This is a genomic window from Helicobacter rappini (assembly GCF_900198625.1).
GTDB lineage: Bacteria > Campylobacterota > Campylobacteria > Campylobacterales > Helicobacteraceae > Helicobacter_A > Helicobacter_A rappini.
Genome location: NZ_FZPK01000038.1, coordinates 40,328 through 57,208, shown reverse-complemented (window position 1 = coordinate 57,208; position 16,881 = coordinate 40,328). Strand labels below are relative to the sequence as shown.

Genomic DNA, 16,881 nt, shown 5'->3' with positions numbered 1-16,881 from the left:
TGCTTCTATCTTAAGATTCTAAAACGCTCAATCATTTAGAATCTAGCTATGATATAAAGTATCAATCAATTCACCTTGTTTTAAAAAAAAGTAGTGATCACCATCTAAAACATGTGTTTTTGCATGTGGCATGAGAGAGCAAATTATGTGAAACGCACTTAATGGTGTAGCACTATCGTCTTTACCCCAAAAGATTGTAGCCTTGTGTTTGAAAGCCTTATAATACGGGGCGTAGTCTTCCTGCACGACTTGCTTAAAGACTTCATACATTATAGGACTTAGCTCTTTTGCATCATCTGCCCTTAGGGCGTTTATATTTAAAGGTAGCTTTTTTAGCACCTTTGCGGTGGCTATTTTAAATCTTACTTTGAGTGGTTTTGGCAGTAAGATTCCAGCACTACTAAGCAAAATAATTTCAGAATCTAGCAATAAGGCTATCTTACCGCCAAAGCTGTGTCCAGCGATTATGCGATTTTCTTTAGTAATATTGCATGCTTGTAGAAAGAGTGAAATAATATTTGCATAATCTTGTGTAGTTAAAAAGACTTCATTAGGACTTGCACCAAATCCGGGCAAATCAATATAAATGTGATTATAGTTACAAAAAACTTTATTAAATGCTAATGCCATAAGTTCCTTATTACTTCCCCAGCCATGTAGAAATATGATATATTTTTCTGCGTTATTATCTATCATATTATAGGCGATATGAAACTTGTTATTGTGATATAGAATCTCTTTTGCCGCCATAAATACTCCATGTAATCTAAAAGGTTAATTTTAATATAAAAACATTTTTTCTATCTATTTTTTTGTATAATTATGCTTTTTATTTTTTGAAAAAGGCAATAAACATGACAGAACCAATGAGTAAATATGGATTCAATAAACTAACACAAGAATTAAAAGACTTAAAAGAAGTGCAAAGACCAAAAGTAGCCCAAGAAATAGATATAGCCCGATCTCATGGAGATTTGAAAGAAAATGCCGAGTATCATGCTGCAAAAGAAAAACAAGCATTTATTGAATTTAAGATTAATGAACTAAGTAAAATGCTATCAAACGCACAAGTCATTGACCCATCAACCCTGCCGCATGATAAAGTGAGCTTTGGTAGCACTATAACTATTCTTAATCTTAATACAGATAAGGAAGTCGTCTATACGATTGTAGGCACAACTGAAAGTAATCCTTCAAAAGGGCTTATATCCTTTAACTCACCATTAGCAAAAGAATTGATAGGTAAAGAAGAGGGTGATGAGGTGATTATAAATCTTCCAGCAGGTGAGACTGAGTTTGAGATTCTAAAGATTGAGTATAAACCTATTAGCTTTGAGTAGTTGAGTTAGGAATAAAGAATTTAATCGCTTATAGTATAATATTTGTTTTATTTTTAGAAAGCATAAAGGAAAGATATGTTTCATGCGACAACGATTTTAGGGTATGTTGGACAAAAAGATGGTAAGCCCTATGGTGTGATTGGCGGAGATGGGCAGGTTAGTTTTGGTAACTGCGTGATGAAAGGCAATGCGACAAAAATCCGCTCTCTTTATAATGGCAAGATTCTAAGTGGTTTTGCTGGAAGCACGGCTGATGCTTTCAGTCTTTTTGATATGTTTGAGAGAATCTTGGAGGGTAAAAAGGGCGATTTATTAAAATCTGTGATGGAGTTTAGCAAAGAATGGCGTAAGGATAAGTATCTAAGAAGACTTGAAGCCATGATGATAGTTTTAAATGCTACACATATTTATGTGCTAAGTGGCACAGGTGATGTCGTAGAGCCAGAAGATGGCAAGATAGCAGCTATTGGCAGTGGTGGAAACTATGCTTTAAGTGCGGCTAGGGCTTTAGATAAATTTAGCGATATAGCACCAAAAGATCTAGTCTTAGAATCCTTAAAAATTGCTGGAGAGATTTGCATTTATACAAATACAAATATTAAATTATTGGAGATTACAGAATGAACGAATTAATTATCACACAAACGCCACGAGAGATTGTATCCTATCTTGATGGCTACATTATCGGGCAAAAGGACGCAAAAAAGGCAGTCGCCATAGCCCTTAGGAATAGATATAGAAGACTACAATTACCAAAAGAAATGCAAGATGAGGTAACGCCGAAAAATATCCTTATGATTGGCTCTACTGGTGTGGGTAAAACAGAGATTGCAAGGCGTATGGCAAAGCTTATGGGGCTGCCGTTTGTGAAAGTTGAGGCAAGTAAATATACTGAAGTGGGCTTTGTTGGTCGTGATGTAGAATCTATGGTAAGAGATTTAGTCAATGCAAGTGTAAATCTATTGCAAAATAAGCAAAAAGAAGATTCTGCTGATAAAATAGATGACTATATCCTTAATAGAATCACACAAAAGCTATTACCGCCCTTGCCAGCAGGTGTTACCGAGCAGAAAAAACAAGAATATGACATAAGCTTTGAGAAAATGAAAGAGCGTGTAAAAAGTGGGGCAATGGATGATACAAAAATAATGATTGAGATTGCCAAGCAAGAAGAAAAGATTGATGAAAACCTGCCAGCAGAAATTATAAAAGTGCAAGAATCTCTCATTAAAGCCTTAAACATGAAAGGCGATAAAATCAAAAAAGAAATCACAATTAAGGAAGCAAAAGAGCTGTTACGCCCAGAGGCACAAAATGCCGTGCTAGATTCTGATATGATTAAAACTGATGCATTGAAACTTGCGGAGCAAAGCGGTATAATTTTTATCGATGAGATTGATAAAATCGCAGTTGCCTCAAAAGATTCTAGCAAACAAGACCCAAGTAAAGAGGGCGTGCAAAGGGATTTGTTGCCCATTGTGGAAGGCAGTGTGGTGCAAACTCGCTATGGACAGATTAAAACCGATCATATTCTATTTATCGCTGCAGGGGCATTTCATTTTAGTAAGCCAAGCGATCTTATCCCAGAATTGCAAGGGAGATTCCCATTGCGTGTGGAATTGCAAGTGCTTGATGAAGAAGCACTCTATCAGATTCTAACACAGACAAAAAACTCGATTATAAGGCAATATGAGGCATTGCTATCAGTCGAGGGCATTACTTTAAAATTTGAAGATTCTGCTTTAAGGGCATTAAGCAGATTATCCTTTCATGCGAATGAAAAGACTGAAGATATTGGGGCAAGAAGACTGCATACTACAATTGAGAGAGTGCTAGAAGATATTAGCTTTTGTGCGGAAGACTATAAGGGGCAGGAAGTGGTTATTACAGAATCTATTGTAGAAGAAAAGCTTAAAGATTTAGTAGAAAATGTGGATTTAGCTAGATATATTTTGTAGAATCTGCTGAGTTAGGATAGCGTATTTTAAATGTGTTATGTAGGATTTAAGATTCTACAACAAGTTGTCATGTTGAGCGTAGCGAAATATCTAATATGGAATCCAAAAAAAAAGATATTTCGTGCTTACGCACTCGCACGAGCAAAGATCTTGCCCACACTTGCAAATATGACAAGAATTTTAGATTCTATGGGATTAATGTATAAAAAGAGTTCGTATTAAAACAAACTATTTCTATCACATAGAATCTTGGATTTCATAGGATATTAAGCAAGAAATTGATACAATTACAGCTTTTAAAGGAGCAAATATATGGATAATTTACTAGACAATACGATAATTAAACCTGTTCGCATTGATGATTCTATAAAAGAGAGTTATCTTGACTATTCTATGAGTGTTATTGTCGGTAGAGCCTTGCCTAATGCAAGAGATGGATTAAAGCCTGTGCATAGACGAATACTTTATGCGATGAAGCATAATCTAGGGCTTACAAGTAATGCAAAGTATAAGAAATGTGCTAAGATTGTGGGGGAAGTAATGGGTAATTATCACCCGCATGGTGATACCGCAATTTATGATGCACTTGTGAGAATGGCACAAGATTTTTCTATGCGTTTAGAGTTAGTCGATGGACAAGGTAACTTTGGGTCTATTGATGGCGATAAAGCCGCTGCTATGCGTTATACTGAAGCAAAGATGACAAAAGTCGGCGAAAGTATGCTATTTGATATAGAAAAAGACACAGTGGATTTTGTCCCAAACTATGATGGCTCTGAAAAAGAACCAGCGATACTGCCGACTAGATTCCCAAATTTGCTTGTAAATGGTTCTAATGGTATCGCCGTAGGTATGGCGACTTCTATCCCACCACATAGACTTGATGAAGTAGTCGATGCCCTAATTTATAGAATCAATAATCCACAAAGTGAAATTGAAGATATATTGCCTTTAATTGAGGGACCAGACTTTCCAACAGGTGGGATTATACATGGCAGACAGGGCATTATTGAAGCCTACAAGACAGGACGCGGTAGGATTAAGATTCGAGCGAAAGTGCATGTAGAAAAGACTAAAACAAAAGATGTTATCGTAGTCGATGAGATTCCATATCAAGTGAATAAAGCAAGGCTTTTTGAGCAAATTGACACATTAGCAAAAGATAAAGTGGTAGAAGGTATAGCTGAAGTAAGAGATGAGTCCGATAAAGATGGTATGAGACTAGTTATCGAGCTAAAACGAGAAGCTATGAGTGAAATCGTGCTAAATCATCTCTATAAATCCAGTGCTATGGAGACTACTTTTGGGATTATACTACTTGCTATTGAGGGCAGAGAGCCAAAGATATTTACACTTTTAGAATTGCTTGATATTTTTATCTCTCATAGAAAAACGATAGTGATTCGCCGCATTATATTTGAGCTAGAGAAAGCAAGGGCTAGAGTGCATATTTTAGAGGGATATAGAATCGCCCTTGAAAATATCGATGAGATTGTAGCCCTTATCCGTGCAAGTGAGAATCCAGAAAAGGCACAAAGTGAGCTTATGAGTCGCTTTAGCCTTACAGAGATTCAGAGTAAAGCTATATTAGAAATGCGATTGCAACGCTTAACAGGACTAGAGCGAGATAAGATAGAGAATGAATACAGGGAGCTTGTAGCCCTTATCGCTGAATTAGAATCTATTCTAAGAAGTGAAGATAAGATTAATGGCGTGATTAAAGAAGAGTTGCTAGAAGTGCAGAAGCAATTCTCAAGCCCTAGAAGAACGCTTATTGAAGAAAATTATGATGCTATTGATATAGAGGACTTAATCCCAAATGAAGCAGTCGTTGTAACCATGAGTCATAGGGGCTATGTGAAGCGAGTGTTGCTAAAAACTTATGAAAAACAGCATCGTGGTGGTAAAGGCAAAATCAGCGGCAATACGCATGATGATGACTTTATACAATCTTTCTTTGTAGCAAATACGCATGATACCATTATGTTTATCACAAATCGCGGACAGCTTTACTGGCTAAAAGTGTATAGAATCCCAGAAGCAGGCAGAACTGCAATCGGTAAAGCAGTCGTAAATCTCATAGGCTTACAAGATGGTGAAAAGATTATGACGACCATTACTACAAGTGATTTTAATGAAGACAAATCGCTTGTATTCTTCACAAAAAATGGTATTGTAAAACGCACAAATCTAAGCGAATATAAAAATATCCGCAATAATGGCGTAAGGGCAATAAATCTTGATGAAGATGATGAACTCATCAGTGCTAGCATTATAGATTCTAGTGTGAAAGAGCTTTTCATTGCTACAAAAGAAGGGCAGTGTATCCGCTTTGCCGCAGATTCTATACGCGATATTGGCAGGGTTGCTAGGGGCGTTATTGGCATTAAATTTAAAGTAGCAAATGATAGCGTTATCGCGGCGACAACGATTAAAGGCGATGAAGATAAGCTATTAAGCATTAGTGAATTAGGCATTGGCAAGCAGACATTAGCGGGGAGTTATAGCACGATTAATCGTGGTGGAAAAGGTGTGATTGCCATGAAGCTTACAAATAAAACGGGCAAACTTGTGAGTGTTTTAAGCGTGAATGATTCTAATATGGATTTAATGGTGCTAACCACTTCAGGTAAAATGATACGCGTGCCTTTAGAATCTATAAGGGAAGCAGGACGCAATACAAGCGGTGTAAAAATCGTTAGCCTTGGAAATAAGGATAAAGTAGCATTTGCAAGTATTTGCAATAAAGAAGAGAGTGAAGAAGACAGCGAATCTAGCACGGGACCAACGCTTAATTTTCCAGAATGACTATAAGATTCTAAACACAGGATTTAAGAATGAACTTTTTTAGTGAAACACAAAATACAATCAATGAAGATATTTTTTTAGAAAACTACAACAAAGCCCTTGCGGCATTAACACAATGTCAAAGCAGTAAGAATATAAACTCATGCTTTACATGCAGCATGCTTTTTGATTGCACGATACGAGAGCAATATGTAAGTGCCACTTATGAAAGCATGAGCAAAGGCGAGGAAGGGGCATTTGACTTTAATTAAATTTATTCTAAGAATGAGTTAGAATCTAGTTTTTAAAGATTTTTATATCTTTATTTTGTGTTATCTTTATTAAAGGCTATAAGCATTATTTTTCATATCTTTAAATTAAGACTATTAGCATGAAGATGTAAAGCCACGAGATTTCATACAAGCAATACAAACTAAATAAGTTTCTATCAAAATAGCAAGTCTATTGCTTTGTTGTATCATATTCACATTTATAGCGGTTTAATAAGATTCTATCTTGTGCGCCAAATACATTTGCTATTGCCTCTAGCATGGAATCTGCCTTCTCATCATCTGCCATTGCTTTGATTTTCATCGTTGGAGCGTGTAAAAACTCATTAAATGTGCTATGCAATAGCTTCTCAACATTCTCTCTCAAAGCTTCTGGGATAAAGCCTTTTTTAATCGCTCGATTAATCTCTTTATGGCTTGCAAGTTTTGCTTGTTCTCTCATCGCCTTAATTACAGGATTTACGCCAAGCCCAGATAGCCAATGTGTAAAATCAAGCACAAACTGCCCGACTATACCCATCGCCATTTTTGCACTCTCTTTTCTTGCGTTAATGTGCGTAGCTGCTTTGCTTTTTAAACTATCCACATCAATCACCTCTATATTATCATAGCCTAAAGCCTGCAATGTAGCAGTGTCAAATGAGAGATTTCTAGGCATTGAGAGATCAAAAAATATGCGTTTTTTCTCCACTTTTTCTAGCATTTCATGCGTTACAATCACACCACCTGCCACCGCAAAAAAGATAACATCATACTCATTTATATGTGTTTGCAATAGAGTAAAATCAAGCAAAGAAACATGCTCTAAATTATGTGTTTGTAGTAATTCTTGTGCCTTTGTTCTTGTGCGATTACAAAGTGTGAGATTTACATTATGTTTTGCTAGATTCTTAAGACATAAAAGCCCCATTTCACCAACACCTACGACTAGAATCTTTGCATTTTTAAGCGTATTGTCTAAATATTCAAGTCCAAGATTCACAGCGATTGAAGCAACTGATACGGGATTTTTAGAAATATCTGTAAGCGTTCTCACTTGTGCAGCACATCGAAACGCAAAGTGCAGTAGCCTTGTCAATGCTTTAGCACATAGATTATTGTCATAGCTTAGTTTATATGCGGCTTTCATCTGTCCGCTAATCTGTGTTTCACCGATGACTACTGACATAAGAGAGCTTGCTACACTGAATACATGATGCACCGCATGGCTTTGCAATGCAATATATGCACTATCTTGCAAAATATCCTTATCAATGTCTTTAAAATTTGCAAGTTTTGCGATGATTTCATGGCAGATTGTTAGAGCATGATGGTTAGAATCCCGATTGCCATTACTTTCTAAAATAGCTTTATCTTGACAAGAAGTTGCATGAAGTGTTTCATCATGTCTTAAGTAGCAATGATTAGTTTCTGTAGTCTTAATCTCATTTTGTGTTACAATGAGATCTTTAGAATCTTTTGTTGCTATACCTTGCAAATACACATAAATTTCACATCTATTGCAAGTCGCAAGCAGCATAGATTCTAGGATACCATCGATATTATTTAGTTGTTTAAGTAGCGTAATAGTATCAGTATCATCAAAATGCAACTTCTCTCGCAAAGCCACACCCACATTTTTATGCGAAAAGCTTATAACCGCATACATTATATCCCTTTCATTAAAAATCTCGCTCAATCATAGCTTGTATAATGGCATAGAGTTTTTGATTATTCAGCATAGAAGCGATATGTAATGCCTTATTGCCATACTCTAATGCCTTCTCTCGTGCTTTCTGCAATGGGGAATCTAGTAGCAAATCTTTTAGTTTTTGTGCGTCTTTTGCATTTAAGTCTTGTTTAAAGAGTGATTTTAGCCACACTTGTTTTTCTTTTGGAAGTGCATGATAAAGGTAGATATAAGGGAGTGTTGTCTTACCTGATTTAAAGTCGCTTAGGGCTGGTTTGCCAAGCTTTGTGCTATCTTGTGTAATGTCTAAAATATCATCTATGATTTGAAATGCCATGCCTAGATTAAAGCCGTAGTCATAGTAGAGTTTGTGTATATCTTTGCTAGAATCTGGACTCTGCGTTGTCTCTTTACTAAAGAAACTGCAGCTTTGCCTTGTTTTGATACTTTTTACAGATTTTGTGGTGTCGGCTCGCTCACTTACCTTTAGGTAACTCCCTTCACCTCCCCCTTGAGAGCCACAAAACGAAGTTTCTTTAGAAAAATCACTCAAAGATACTTCCGCAGGGTCTTTATCCATATTCCCACTAGAACCTAGTTTCTTGTCATTTTGAGCCATAGGCGAAAAATCTTTTTTAGATTCCATACTAGATATTTCGCTACGCTCAATATGACAATTTGTAGCAAATTCCAATCCTCTCGCATTTTCTCCACTAGATTCCATATTTTTAGAATCTAGCAATTCCACTTCACTCTTTAGCAACGCCGCACATTCGGCACTTGCAGCAATCAAACTCGCACTTTTATGTCCTATCATGCTAAGATATTTTTCTTCATATTCATTAAAGCTTTGTTCTAGATTCACATCTTCTAGCTCACCAACGCTTAATTCTACAACGCTTTTTGATAGCGATTGTGCTATGCTTTTTGGAAAATGTGAGAGTTCAAAAAACGCACGAGAATAGAGAATGTCTCCTAGCATAATCGCATTTTTATTGCCAAATTGTGCGTTAAGGCTAGGCTTCCCACGCCTTAAATCACTCGAATCTATCACATCATCATGCAATAATGACGCACTTTGTATAAGCTCAATAACCGCACAAAGCCGATATGCCTCATCGCTATCAACAACGCTTAGCACAAGCTTAGATCGAAGCATTTTCCCGCTTTCTAAATGCTTATACAAAGTAAGCGCTTCATCGCTATTAATATCTGCAATCATCTCTGTGGCAAGCTTTGCAATCCTATCAAGCTCCATTATATTCCTTTATATGTGTGCCATGTTTTTAAAATTCTAAATGCAAACTATTATTTTAACATGAAAAAGGCTATTTTTGATAATTTAGATTCTAAAGCTATGTGTTTTATTTGTTTAAAAAAGATGAACATTTCTAAATGTCGAAATTAAATTTTATTAATTATTATGACTTGCAAATCGAGGTGTCTAGAGAATGTGGAAATTATAACACCAATTACTAGTTTAACTGCTCTTAATATTTGTGAAACATGTTAAAACAAGCATCAAGAATAAACATCACATGGTTTTATTTAAGATCCATGTGGTATAGACAGCGTTTTCTCTTGATGTTTTTATGAAATCTTAACTCTATTTCTTAATATTTGTTTTCAAAGTGCCAATACCTTGTATTTCACATACGACTTCATCGCCTGCTTTTAAAAACTTAGGTGGTGTAAATCCCATGCCAACGCCACTTGGAGTCCCCATAGATATGATACTACCCGCCTTTAGTGTAAAATATGAGGATAATTCAGCAATGACATGTGGCACATCAAAAATTAGCTTAGAAGTATTGCTATTTTGCCGCAACTCACCATTCACATAACTTTTAATATCAAGGTTTGTAATATCCAAATCATCACGCAAAACAATACACGGACCCATAGGAAATGCACCCTCTAAACTTTTACCCGCATACCACTGCTTATGCTTTTGTTGCAAATCCCTTGCGGAAATATCATTGCCTATCGTGTATCCAAATACAAAATCGAGTGCATTTTCTCTTGTTGCATGGCGACAATCCTTGCCGATGATTACCACGAGTTCGACTTCATAATCTAGCTGACTTGTATTATTTGTGATGAAAAAATCACCATTTGGTGCGTTGCATTCATTAATGCGTTTGCTAAAATAGACTGCTTCTTCGCGTTTGCCATCGAATGCTTCATTCTTAAAACGCATAGATTCTACTGCGTGTTCCATGTAATTAATGCCAAGACAGATAACATCTTGCATAGGCGTTTTAATAGGTGCGAGTAGCGTTATATCGCTAAGTGGTATGAGTGGATTTGGCTTATTTAGATATTGCTTGAAGCTGTCATAATGCACGATAAAATCGTTCATATTATTGCTTATATCAAGCGGCATAACCATTGTATCATTCTCACATAAGATTCCCAAAAATTCAATGCCTTTATCTAAGAATCTTACAAGCTTACCATGTAATTCCATTCTTTATCCTTTTATGATCATTGCATACTTTTAATGATAGCATATAAGTGAGTAGTATTATTGTCTAGTCAAGTCTTTTTGGAATTTCTTGTGTGCGAATGCAGACACAATATATTCAAATATTTGTTATTAATTATTTACAAGAAAACTGCTAAATCACGAAAAAAATGGAGAGAGGATAGCCAGAATCATAAAGTATCGCAGTTAAATGGGTTTATTAAGATCTAACAAAAAATGGCCGGGAGAGAGGGATTCGAACCCCCGGAGGTGTGACCCTCAACGGTTTTCAAGACCGCCGCTTTCGACCACTCAGCCATCTCCCGCATATTCTAAAATATAGCAAACACTTTTTATGGAGGCGACACTCGGATTCGAACCGAGGAATCAAAGCTTTGCAGGCTCATGCCTTACCACTTGGCTATGTCGCCGATTATCTCATACATACAAAAGTGGTGCCCAAGACCGGACTTGAACCGGTACGGACTAGGTCCGAGGGATTTTAAGTCCCTTGTGTCTACCATTTCCACCACCTGGGCAAACAAGTCTATGATGATAAAAACCATCATAGACTCTTTAGTCATATTTGCAAATAATAATGGGGTATATTAGTTACCCTTTACGATAGTGGTGTATTGACCATACAGACCAAGATAATTTTTAGCCTCTTGATCTATAAGCTTGATATCAGTGATACCACCAGCTTTAGCGGCAGCCTCTACCGAACAATCACCCAAAGCCACAAGACTTAAAATGCTTGTGCATGTAGCTGTGCCCTCTTTAGAATACTTAGCACTATCACCACCAACACCTTGTTTTACGCCTGTATATAAAGAACCCATAGGATATGGTGCAGCACAACCACTAATCAACAACGAACCAGCTAATAAAGAAGCAACTAACAACCCTTTTTTCATCATCTTATCCTTACAAAAAAATCAACAAAAATGGAGCGGGAAACGGGGATCGAACCCGCGGCCCCAACCTTGGCAAGGTTGTGCTCTACCACTGAGCTATTCCCGCAAAACAAATGAGAGTGAAGAATTATAACATAAAAAACGATATTTTACAAAAAAATGTAAAATGGTGCGGAAGAGAGGAATCGAACCTCCATGCCTTGCGGCGCTAGATCCTAAGTCTAGTGCGTCTGCCAATTTCGCCACTTCCGCATAAAAACAAAGTGAGATTATACCGCAATAAACTTAAAATAAAATAAAATTTCTAGTAATTATTTGATTTTAATGCGGAATAAGATTGACACTTCTTTTTGTGTGAGTATAAATTTTTTAAATATATCATGCGTAGAAAACACGAATTTATGTTTGACTCTGAAAATAATATGAAAGATTAAGCATAAAGTCATATTGGGCTGATAAGCTGTGTCGGTCTTACATAAGGGAGTATTGAGACGACTTTGCGTTACAAATCATCTCTCTTTTCATAGGACTTATGCTATAATCCAAACATTGTTTCAAAAATAGTGGTAAGAAAAACATGGTAAATAGAATATATTGTGCGACACAAGATGGACTAAATTCTAAAATCATTGAAGTTGAGGCGACTTTTACGCGTGGATTACCTACCTTTAATATCACAGGACTTGCTTCAAGCTCTATTAAGGAATCTCAACACCGCGTTACAAGCGCACTTGCTAATCTCTCCATAGATTTTCCACCGCTAAAGCTAACCATCAATCTCTCGCCTTCAGATTTACCAAAAAATGGTAGCCATTTTGACTTACCCATCGCACTTTTGATAGCTGCGAGTAGAGAGAGTATTGTGCTTGATTCATGGTTTGCCTTTGGTGAGTTAGGGCTATCTGGTGTGATAAAAAATGTGCCTTTAATCTATCCTATGCTACTTGATATTTCCCTGCAAAAGCCAAACGCAAAGGTGATTCTACCAAGTGAGGCAAGGGCGCTTTATAGTAAGATTCCAAATCTATCTATGTATTTTGCTAGTGATATATTAGAGGCACTTGAGATTCTAAGAGGGAATATAGCACAAGCAAGTACAAGTAGTGATTTTGAGTTTAAATCCTTTAAGATTAATGATATGCCATTTTATTATGACACCTCTTTTGAGCTAGATTTTGCTGATGTGAAAAATCAGGAAAGAGCGGTCAAAGCGGCATTGATTGCTGCGTGTGGATTCCATAATATCTTGTTTGAAGGGAGTCCGGGCTGTGGTAAAAGTATGATTGCAAAGCGTATGCAATACATTCTCCCACCACTTAATCTAAAAGAGATGATAGAGAGTGTAAAATTGCAAGCATATAATGAGCAAACACTATGCTATAAGCCTATAAGGAATTTTCGATCGCCCCACCAAAGTGCATCAAAAGCTAGTATTCTAGGCAGTGCGACGCACCTTAAGGTAAATCCGGGCGAGATCGCCCTAGCACATAATGGCATTATATTTTTTGATGAATTGCCCTATTTCAAAAGGGATATTTTAGAATCTTTGCGAGAGCCACTTGAGAATAATCAGTTGGCTATCTCAAGGGTGCATTCAAAGGTGATATATGATACTTCATTTCTCTTTATCGGTGCGATGAACCCTTGCCCGTGTGGGAATCTACTCTCACCCACAAAAGAGTGTCGATGCAAGGATTCTGAAATTAGAAGTTATCGAAATAATCTAAGTGAGCCATTTTTAGATAGAATAGATCTTTATATACAAATGCAAGAGCATATAGATACACCAAAACAAACTAGCGTTACAGAATCTAAAGATATGCAAAAAATTGTCTTTAGCGTATTTAAACGCCAAGTTGAGCGAGGGCAAATGGATACAAAAGGAAATATTATCTTTAATGGTAAGCTATCGCCTTTGCAAGTGGAGCAATACTGCCCGCTTAGCCTAGAGTGCAAAAATCTTCTAGACCAAGCAAAAGCAAGGTTTAATCTAAGCTATCGAGGCGAACAAAAGATAAGAAAAGTCGCTAGAACCCTTGCTGATATGCAAGATTCTAATAACATACAAAAAGAGCATATTTTAGAAGCCCTAAGCTATCGTAAGGTGTGAGTGATTCTAGTGATATTAAAAACATACTTAGGTTTTAGTATAATTCTAATGCGTTTAAAGAAGAAAGGCTTTAAGTGGTTATCGGTAATTTTCATTATATTCATATAGGCCATGTATAGTTTTATGCAGTCTTTAACCAATCTTACAATCCCTCTCTATTTCAGTTCCTACAAGGCATCAACATAACCCATATAACACATTTAATAATCTTGCATTGCTTTATAACTCCATATTGTTTACATGTGTTTCAACCTTTTAGTGAGTCTTAAACAATGTTGTGAGTGTCAGATGTATTATTTGTTTTTTTGTTTCTTGGTGTTAGATTTAAGTTAATTAATTGGGGCTTTATACTTTAATGGCTACATACATATCAACATTAAGTGATACAAAGTTAAGCCGATATACAAATATGTAAATATACATAATAACCTTTCAAAATCCATTATTACAGCATTATTCATTGAAAGACTTTATGGTGTTATTAGTAAGTGTTGGCGTGTGATACATTATTGCCATCAGCGACATGATTAAACATTGTGTATAATACCCGCATACATTATATTTGCAAAGTTATCATTCAATATTAAAATCCACATGCAGCAAGCTTATTTGCATTATTAACTTCCGTTAAATCATTCCTATTAGCTAAAATGATTTTATTTAGCAGACAACCAATCTCTAGTGTCTTACGGAGATGTAAGATGGATACTATCGGTAAATTTTCTATACAAACTGCAAAAAATAGTGTAGAATTACGACTTGCATAATTTTTAGATATTATGTGCTACATTTAAATCGCTTAAAGCGTAAGATTTGATATTTGAAAGTAAGGAGAAAGACATGAACAACATGATGAAAAAAGGACTGCTAACATGTGCAATATCGCTTGGTGCAGCACAAGGGCTAATGGCAAGCAAGATAGATTTAACGACGCATGGTAGGCTTAGTGCTGGTTTCTTTGGGTATAGTGCGCCAAAAAATGGCTCAAGTAATTTCAATAACCTTGGTTTAAACGCTTATGTAAAAGCTGATTTTGGTTTAAATGAAAATTGGAATGTAGGTATGGGTGCGGCTGGCATTTGGAATGTGTTAAGCATTTTCCCCATAGATAACAATCTTTTGCCTTATACTTCAAATGGTGATGTCGCAGATATTTACATGGTGTATAAAAACAATGGATTAAAGGTTGTGGCTGGTCGATATAATATAGATACAGGCTCAACAATCGTGCGTAGCAGTGCGTTTGTAAATGGGCATTTGCAGGGTGTAAGTGTGCAGTGGAATCCTAGTGGCAACACTTCCGCATATAAAGTTTGGGCACACTATATTAACTCATTTCTTGACAATGGCTATTTGCCCGGTAGGATAGGCTCTGATCTTGCTATGCTGAATCCATATTTTGATAGTGGTAAGGCAAAGATTGGTGGTGAAGTGTTCTTATTTGGTGCAGATTATAGTAAAAAAGGAATCTTTTTATCACCTTACCTATTAATCAACACAAAAGCACCAAATGGCACGACAAAAATGGGCTTTAATCCTGTTTTTCAGATTGGAGCTTCTGCGAAATATACATACAAATTTAATCCAAATTGGCATTCAATCACAAGTGCGAATCTCATGTTTCAATATGGCGACATGGCAAACAATAACGCTGCAGCCGACAATTTCTTAGGTTTTATATATGCAGATGAAGAGGTAAAATATGTCCGCTATGGCACAAACAAGGCAGGCAAACAATATGAAATCTATTCTATTAGTTTTGGTGGTGGTGCAAGATCGGTTTTAGCAAACGAGCAAGGCAAGGTTTTCTCACTTAATGACAGGACAAGATTCTATGGTAAGTTTCTCAATGGTGCTGGTATAGGTCAAGGTGGCACTTGGACATTGTATCTATTTGGTAAAATGAATCACCGACTTTTTGAAGCACAAGTTTTAGCTGGTGGTGGGACTTACACAGAGATTAGTGCTGTTGGTTTATGGAAAGCATACAGACAAAACAGAAATAGTGATGAGGGTTCATTCTTAGGATTTGATGTTGGCGGTGGCTATGTATTCGCACATGGTGCTGGTGCTGCTAACCATGGACTGATGGCATTTGCTAAGCTTTCATATTAAGATATGGTATAAGCATTTTATGTCATGCCGCCAACCATCTGTTGTTGGGTTGGCTATGGATTTAGTGGGCATATTTTTTTGGAATCTCGATGTTTAACCACACCCCATTGGGAACTTTTTAGGGCACATTGTATAAATTCATGCATCTTGCTTATACAAGCTACAATAAGCCCGTATAACAAAAATTCCAATTTGTCATATTAAGTCCTTGAGAAGACAGAAATATCTCCTTTTTAGAATCTAGTGCTCACTATGTTTTATTTTACTCAGCATAACAAACGCTGGATTTGATTATTCTTTATACCGATTGTGATAGTTTATCTTTAGAATCTAAGTTTAACTTGATTTTGCAAATGCTTAAATCAATGAAATATTATTGTTGTTCTAGAGCATTTTTTAATTCAAACTCTGCTTCTTCCAGCATTTTGTTTGCCATATTGATATGTGTTTGTGCATCTTTGTATAATTTCATGCCATCTTTTAGATTTAGTGTGTTGTCGTTTAATTGCTTGATTATGTCTTTCACTTTTTCCACATGTGTTTCAAAATCAATGTCTGTTGGTTGAGTCATGAAGTATTCCTTGCTTTTTTGATTTTAGAGTAGATGATTATACCAAAAATATGATTAATTTAAATTTACAAGCTGTATTTAAGATTATTTTGGCTATAATCCTAGGTTTTATTTTATATTCGTTTGGAGATAAACTACCATGAAAAAAGATATTCACCCTAAATATGTTCCTTGCAAAGTAACCTGTGTAACAAGCGGTAAAGAAGTTGAGGTACTGAGCACAAAGCCTGAATTACGCATTGATATATCAAGCTTTTGTCATCCATTCTATACCGGCAGTGATAAGATTGCCGATACAACGGGTCGTGTAGAGCGATTTAGAAAGAAATATAATCGTTAAGCCCCACTTCTTTAAAGTCTCTCCCAAAAGGGTGAGAATTGCATGTGTTAAATTAGATTAAAGGATCTGTTTAATACTAGAAAACTTGTTGTTTTACTTCTCTACTTATCGTCAAATTCATAAGTCCTTGTTTTAGACTTTATACTTCGTTATAAGTGTGTTCCTGTAATATTTTTTCTGTTAAGTAGATCATTAAAGTAAGGCGGGGGTGTTTCGCAATCACTTCGTAGGAAGCCGTGTTGTCTAGTGGGATTTGTTTGCTTAATATGTGGGGCATGAGTTGCAGCAAATGCGATGAGTTGCTGATATTATAAGCC

15 protein-coding genes and 5 tRNA genes are annotated in these 16,881 nt (G+C 36.3%); 9 read left to right on the top strand and 11 right to left on the bottom strand.

Annotation, left to right across the window (positions count from 1 at the left end; translation table 11 throughout):
* Positions 1–42 precede the first annotated feature (42 nt).
* Positions 43–750, bottom strand: coding sequence for an alpha/beta fold hydrolase (locus C6H17_RS08055; RefSeq protein WP_005219918.1), 708 nt, complete (start codon positions 748–750; stop codon positions 43–45).
* Between the two features lie 104 nt (positions 751–854).
* Here C6H17_RS08055 and greA point away from each other — a divergent pair, with 104 nt between their 5' ends.
* From greA to C6H17_RS08030, 6 genes are all read left to right on the top strand, one after another.
* On the top strand, positions 855–1,340 hold the full coding sequence (greA, locus tag C6H17_RS08050; RefSeq protein ID WP_004084148.1) for a transcription elongation factor GreA: 486 nt from the start codon (positions 855–857) through the stop codon (positions 1,338–1,340).
* Between the two features lie 75 nt (positions 1,341–1,415).
* Entirely contained in the window at positions 1,416–1,964 is a 549-nt protein-coding gene (hslV, locus tag C6H17_RS08045) for an ATP-dependent protease subunit HslV (RefSeq protein WP_004084149.1), read from the top strand.
* A complete protein-coding gene (gene hslU, locus C6H17_RS08040; RefSeq protein WP_005219919.1) occupies positions 1,961–3,298 on the top strand; it encodes an HslU--HslV peptidase ATPase subunit in 1,338 nt (445 codons plus the stop codon). The genes hslV and hslU overlap by 4 nt, the downstream gene beginning before the upstream one ends.
* A gap of 30 nt (positions 3,299–3,328) precedes the next feature.
* Positions 3,329–3,520 (top strand): hypothetical protein, encoded by a 192-nt coding sequence (locus C6H17_RS12220; protein WP_005219920.1) that lies wholly within the window; start codon positions 3,329–3,331, stop codon positions 3,518–3,520.
* A 90-nt stretch (positions 3,521–3,610) separates the two neighbouring features.
* Entirely contained in the window at positions 3,611–6,106 is a 2,496-nt protein-coding gene (gyrA, locus tag C6H17_RS08035; protein WP_004084151.1) for a DNA topoisomerase (ATP-hydrolyzing) subunit A, read from the top strand.
* Positions 6,107–6,135: 29 nt separating this feature from the next.
* Entirely contained in the window at positions 6,136–6,357 is a 222-nt protein-coding gene (locus tag C6H17_RS08030; protein ID WP_004084153.1) for a hypothetical protein, read from the top strand.
* Positions 6,358–6,547: 190 nt separating this feature from the next.
* On the opposite strand, the gene hemA is transcribed toward C6H17_RS08030, so the two are convergent.
* The 9 genes from hemA to C6H17_RS07985 form a co-directional block, all read right to left on the bottom strand.
* Positions 6,548–8,023, bottom strand: coding sequence for a glutamyl-tRNA reductase (hemA, locus tag C6H17_RS08025; protein ID WP_005219921.1), 1,476 nt, complete (start codon positions 8,021–8,023; stop codon positions 6,548–6,550).
* 13 nt (positions 8,024–8,036) lie between these two features.
* Positions 8,037–9,302, bottom strand: a complete 1,266-nt coding sequence (locus tag C6H17_RS08020; protein ID WP_005219922.1) for a polyprenyl synthetase family protein — start codon at positions 9,300–9,302, stop codon at positions 8,037–8,039.
* A gap of 348 nt (positions 9,303–9,650) precedes the next feature.
* Positions 9,651–10,514: a fumarylacetoacetate hydrolase family protein gene (locus tag C6H17_RS08015; RefSeq protein ID WP_005219923.1), complete on the bottom strand. Its 864-nt coding sequence runs from the start codon at positions 10,512–10,514 to the stop codon at positions 9,651–9,653.
* Between the two features lie 235 nt (positions 10,515–10,749).
* Positions 10,750–10,837: transfer RNA gene (locus C6H17_RS08010), tRNA-Ser, on the bottom strand.
* A 30-nt stretch (positions 10,838–10,867) separates the two neighbouring features.
* Positions 10,868–10,942: transfer RNA gene (locus C6H17_RS08005), tRNA-Cys, on the bottom strand.
* 22 nt (positions 10,943–10,964) lie between these two features.
* Positions 10,965–11,050 (bottom strand) — tRNA-Leu (locus tag C6H17_RS08000).
* Positions 11,051–11,119: 69 nt separating this feature from the next.
* Complete coding sequence (locus tag C6H17_RS07995) at positions 11,120–11,428, bottom strand: TRL-like family protein (RefSeq protein WP_020995780.1); 309 nt, start codon at positions 11,426–11,428, stop codon at positions 11,120–11,122.
* 31 nt (positions 11,429–11,459) lie between these two features.
* Positions 11,460–11,534: transfer RNA gene (locus C6H17_RS07990), tRNA-Gly, on the bottom strand.
* A gap of 61 nt (positions 11,535–11,595) precedes the next feature.
* Positions 11,596–11,680: transfer RNA gene (locus C6H17_RS07985), tRNA-Leu, on the bottom strand.
* 325 nt (positions 11,681–12,005) lie between these two features.
* Here C6H17_RS07985 and C6H17_RS07980 point away from each other — a divergent pair.
* The gene (locus tag C6H17_RS07980) at positions 12,006–13,538 is read left to right on the top strand and encodes a YifB family Mg chelatase-like AAA ATPase (protein ID WP_005219924.1); all 1,533 of its coding nucleotides are present in this window, start codon (positions 12,006–12,008) and stop codon (positions 13,536–13,538) included.
* Between the two features lie 840 nt (positions 13,539–14,378).
* A complete protein-coding gene (locus C6H17_RS07975) occupies positions 14,379–15,653 on the top strand; it encodes a hypothetical protein (RefSeq protein ID WP_020995781.1) in 1,275 nt (424 codons plus the stop codon).
* Between the two features lie 373 nt (positions 15,654–16,026).
* Here the strand turns inward: C6H17_RS07975 and xseB are convergent, their stop codons facing one another.
* Positions 16,027–16,224: an exodeoxyribonuclease VII small subunit gene (xseB, locus tag C6H17_RS07970; RefSeq protein ID WP_005219926.1), complete on the bottom strand. Its 198-nt coding sequence runs from the start codon at positions 16,222–16,224 to the stop codon at positions 16,027–16,029.
* A gap of 139 nt (positions 16,225–16,363) precedes the next feature.
* Between xseB and rpmE the strand changes: the two genes are divergently transcribed.
* Positions 16,364–16,564 (top strand): 50S ribosomal protein L31, encoded by a 201-nt coding sequence (rpmE, locus tag C6H17_RS07965; RefSeq protein WP_005219927.1) that lies wholly within the window; start codon positions 16,364–16,366, stop codon positions 16,562–16,564.
* The last annotated feature ends 317 nt before the right edge of the window (positions 16,565–16,881 follow it).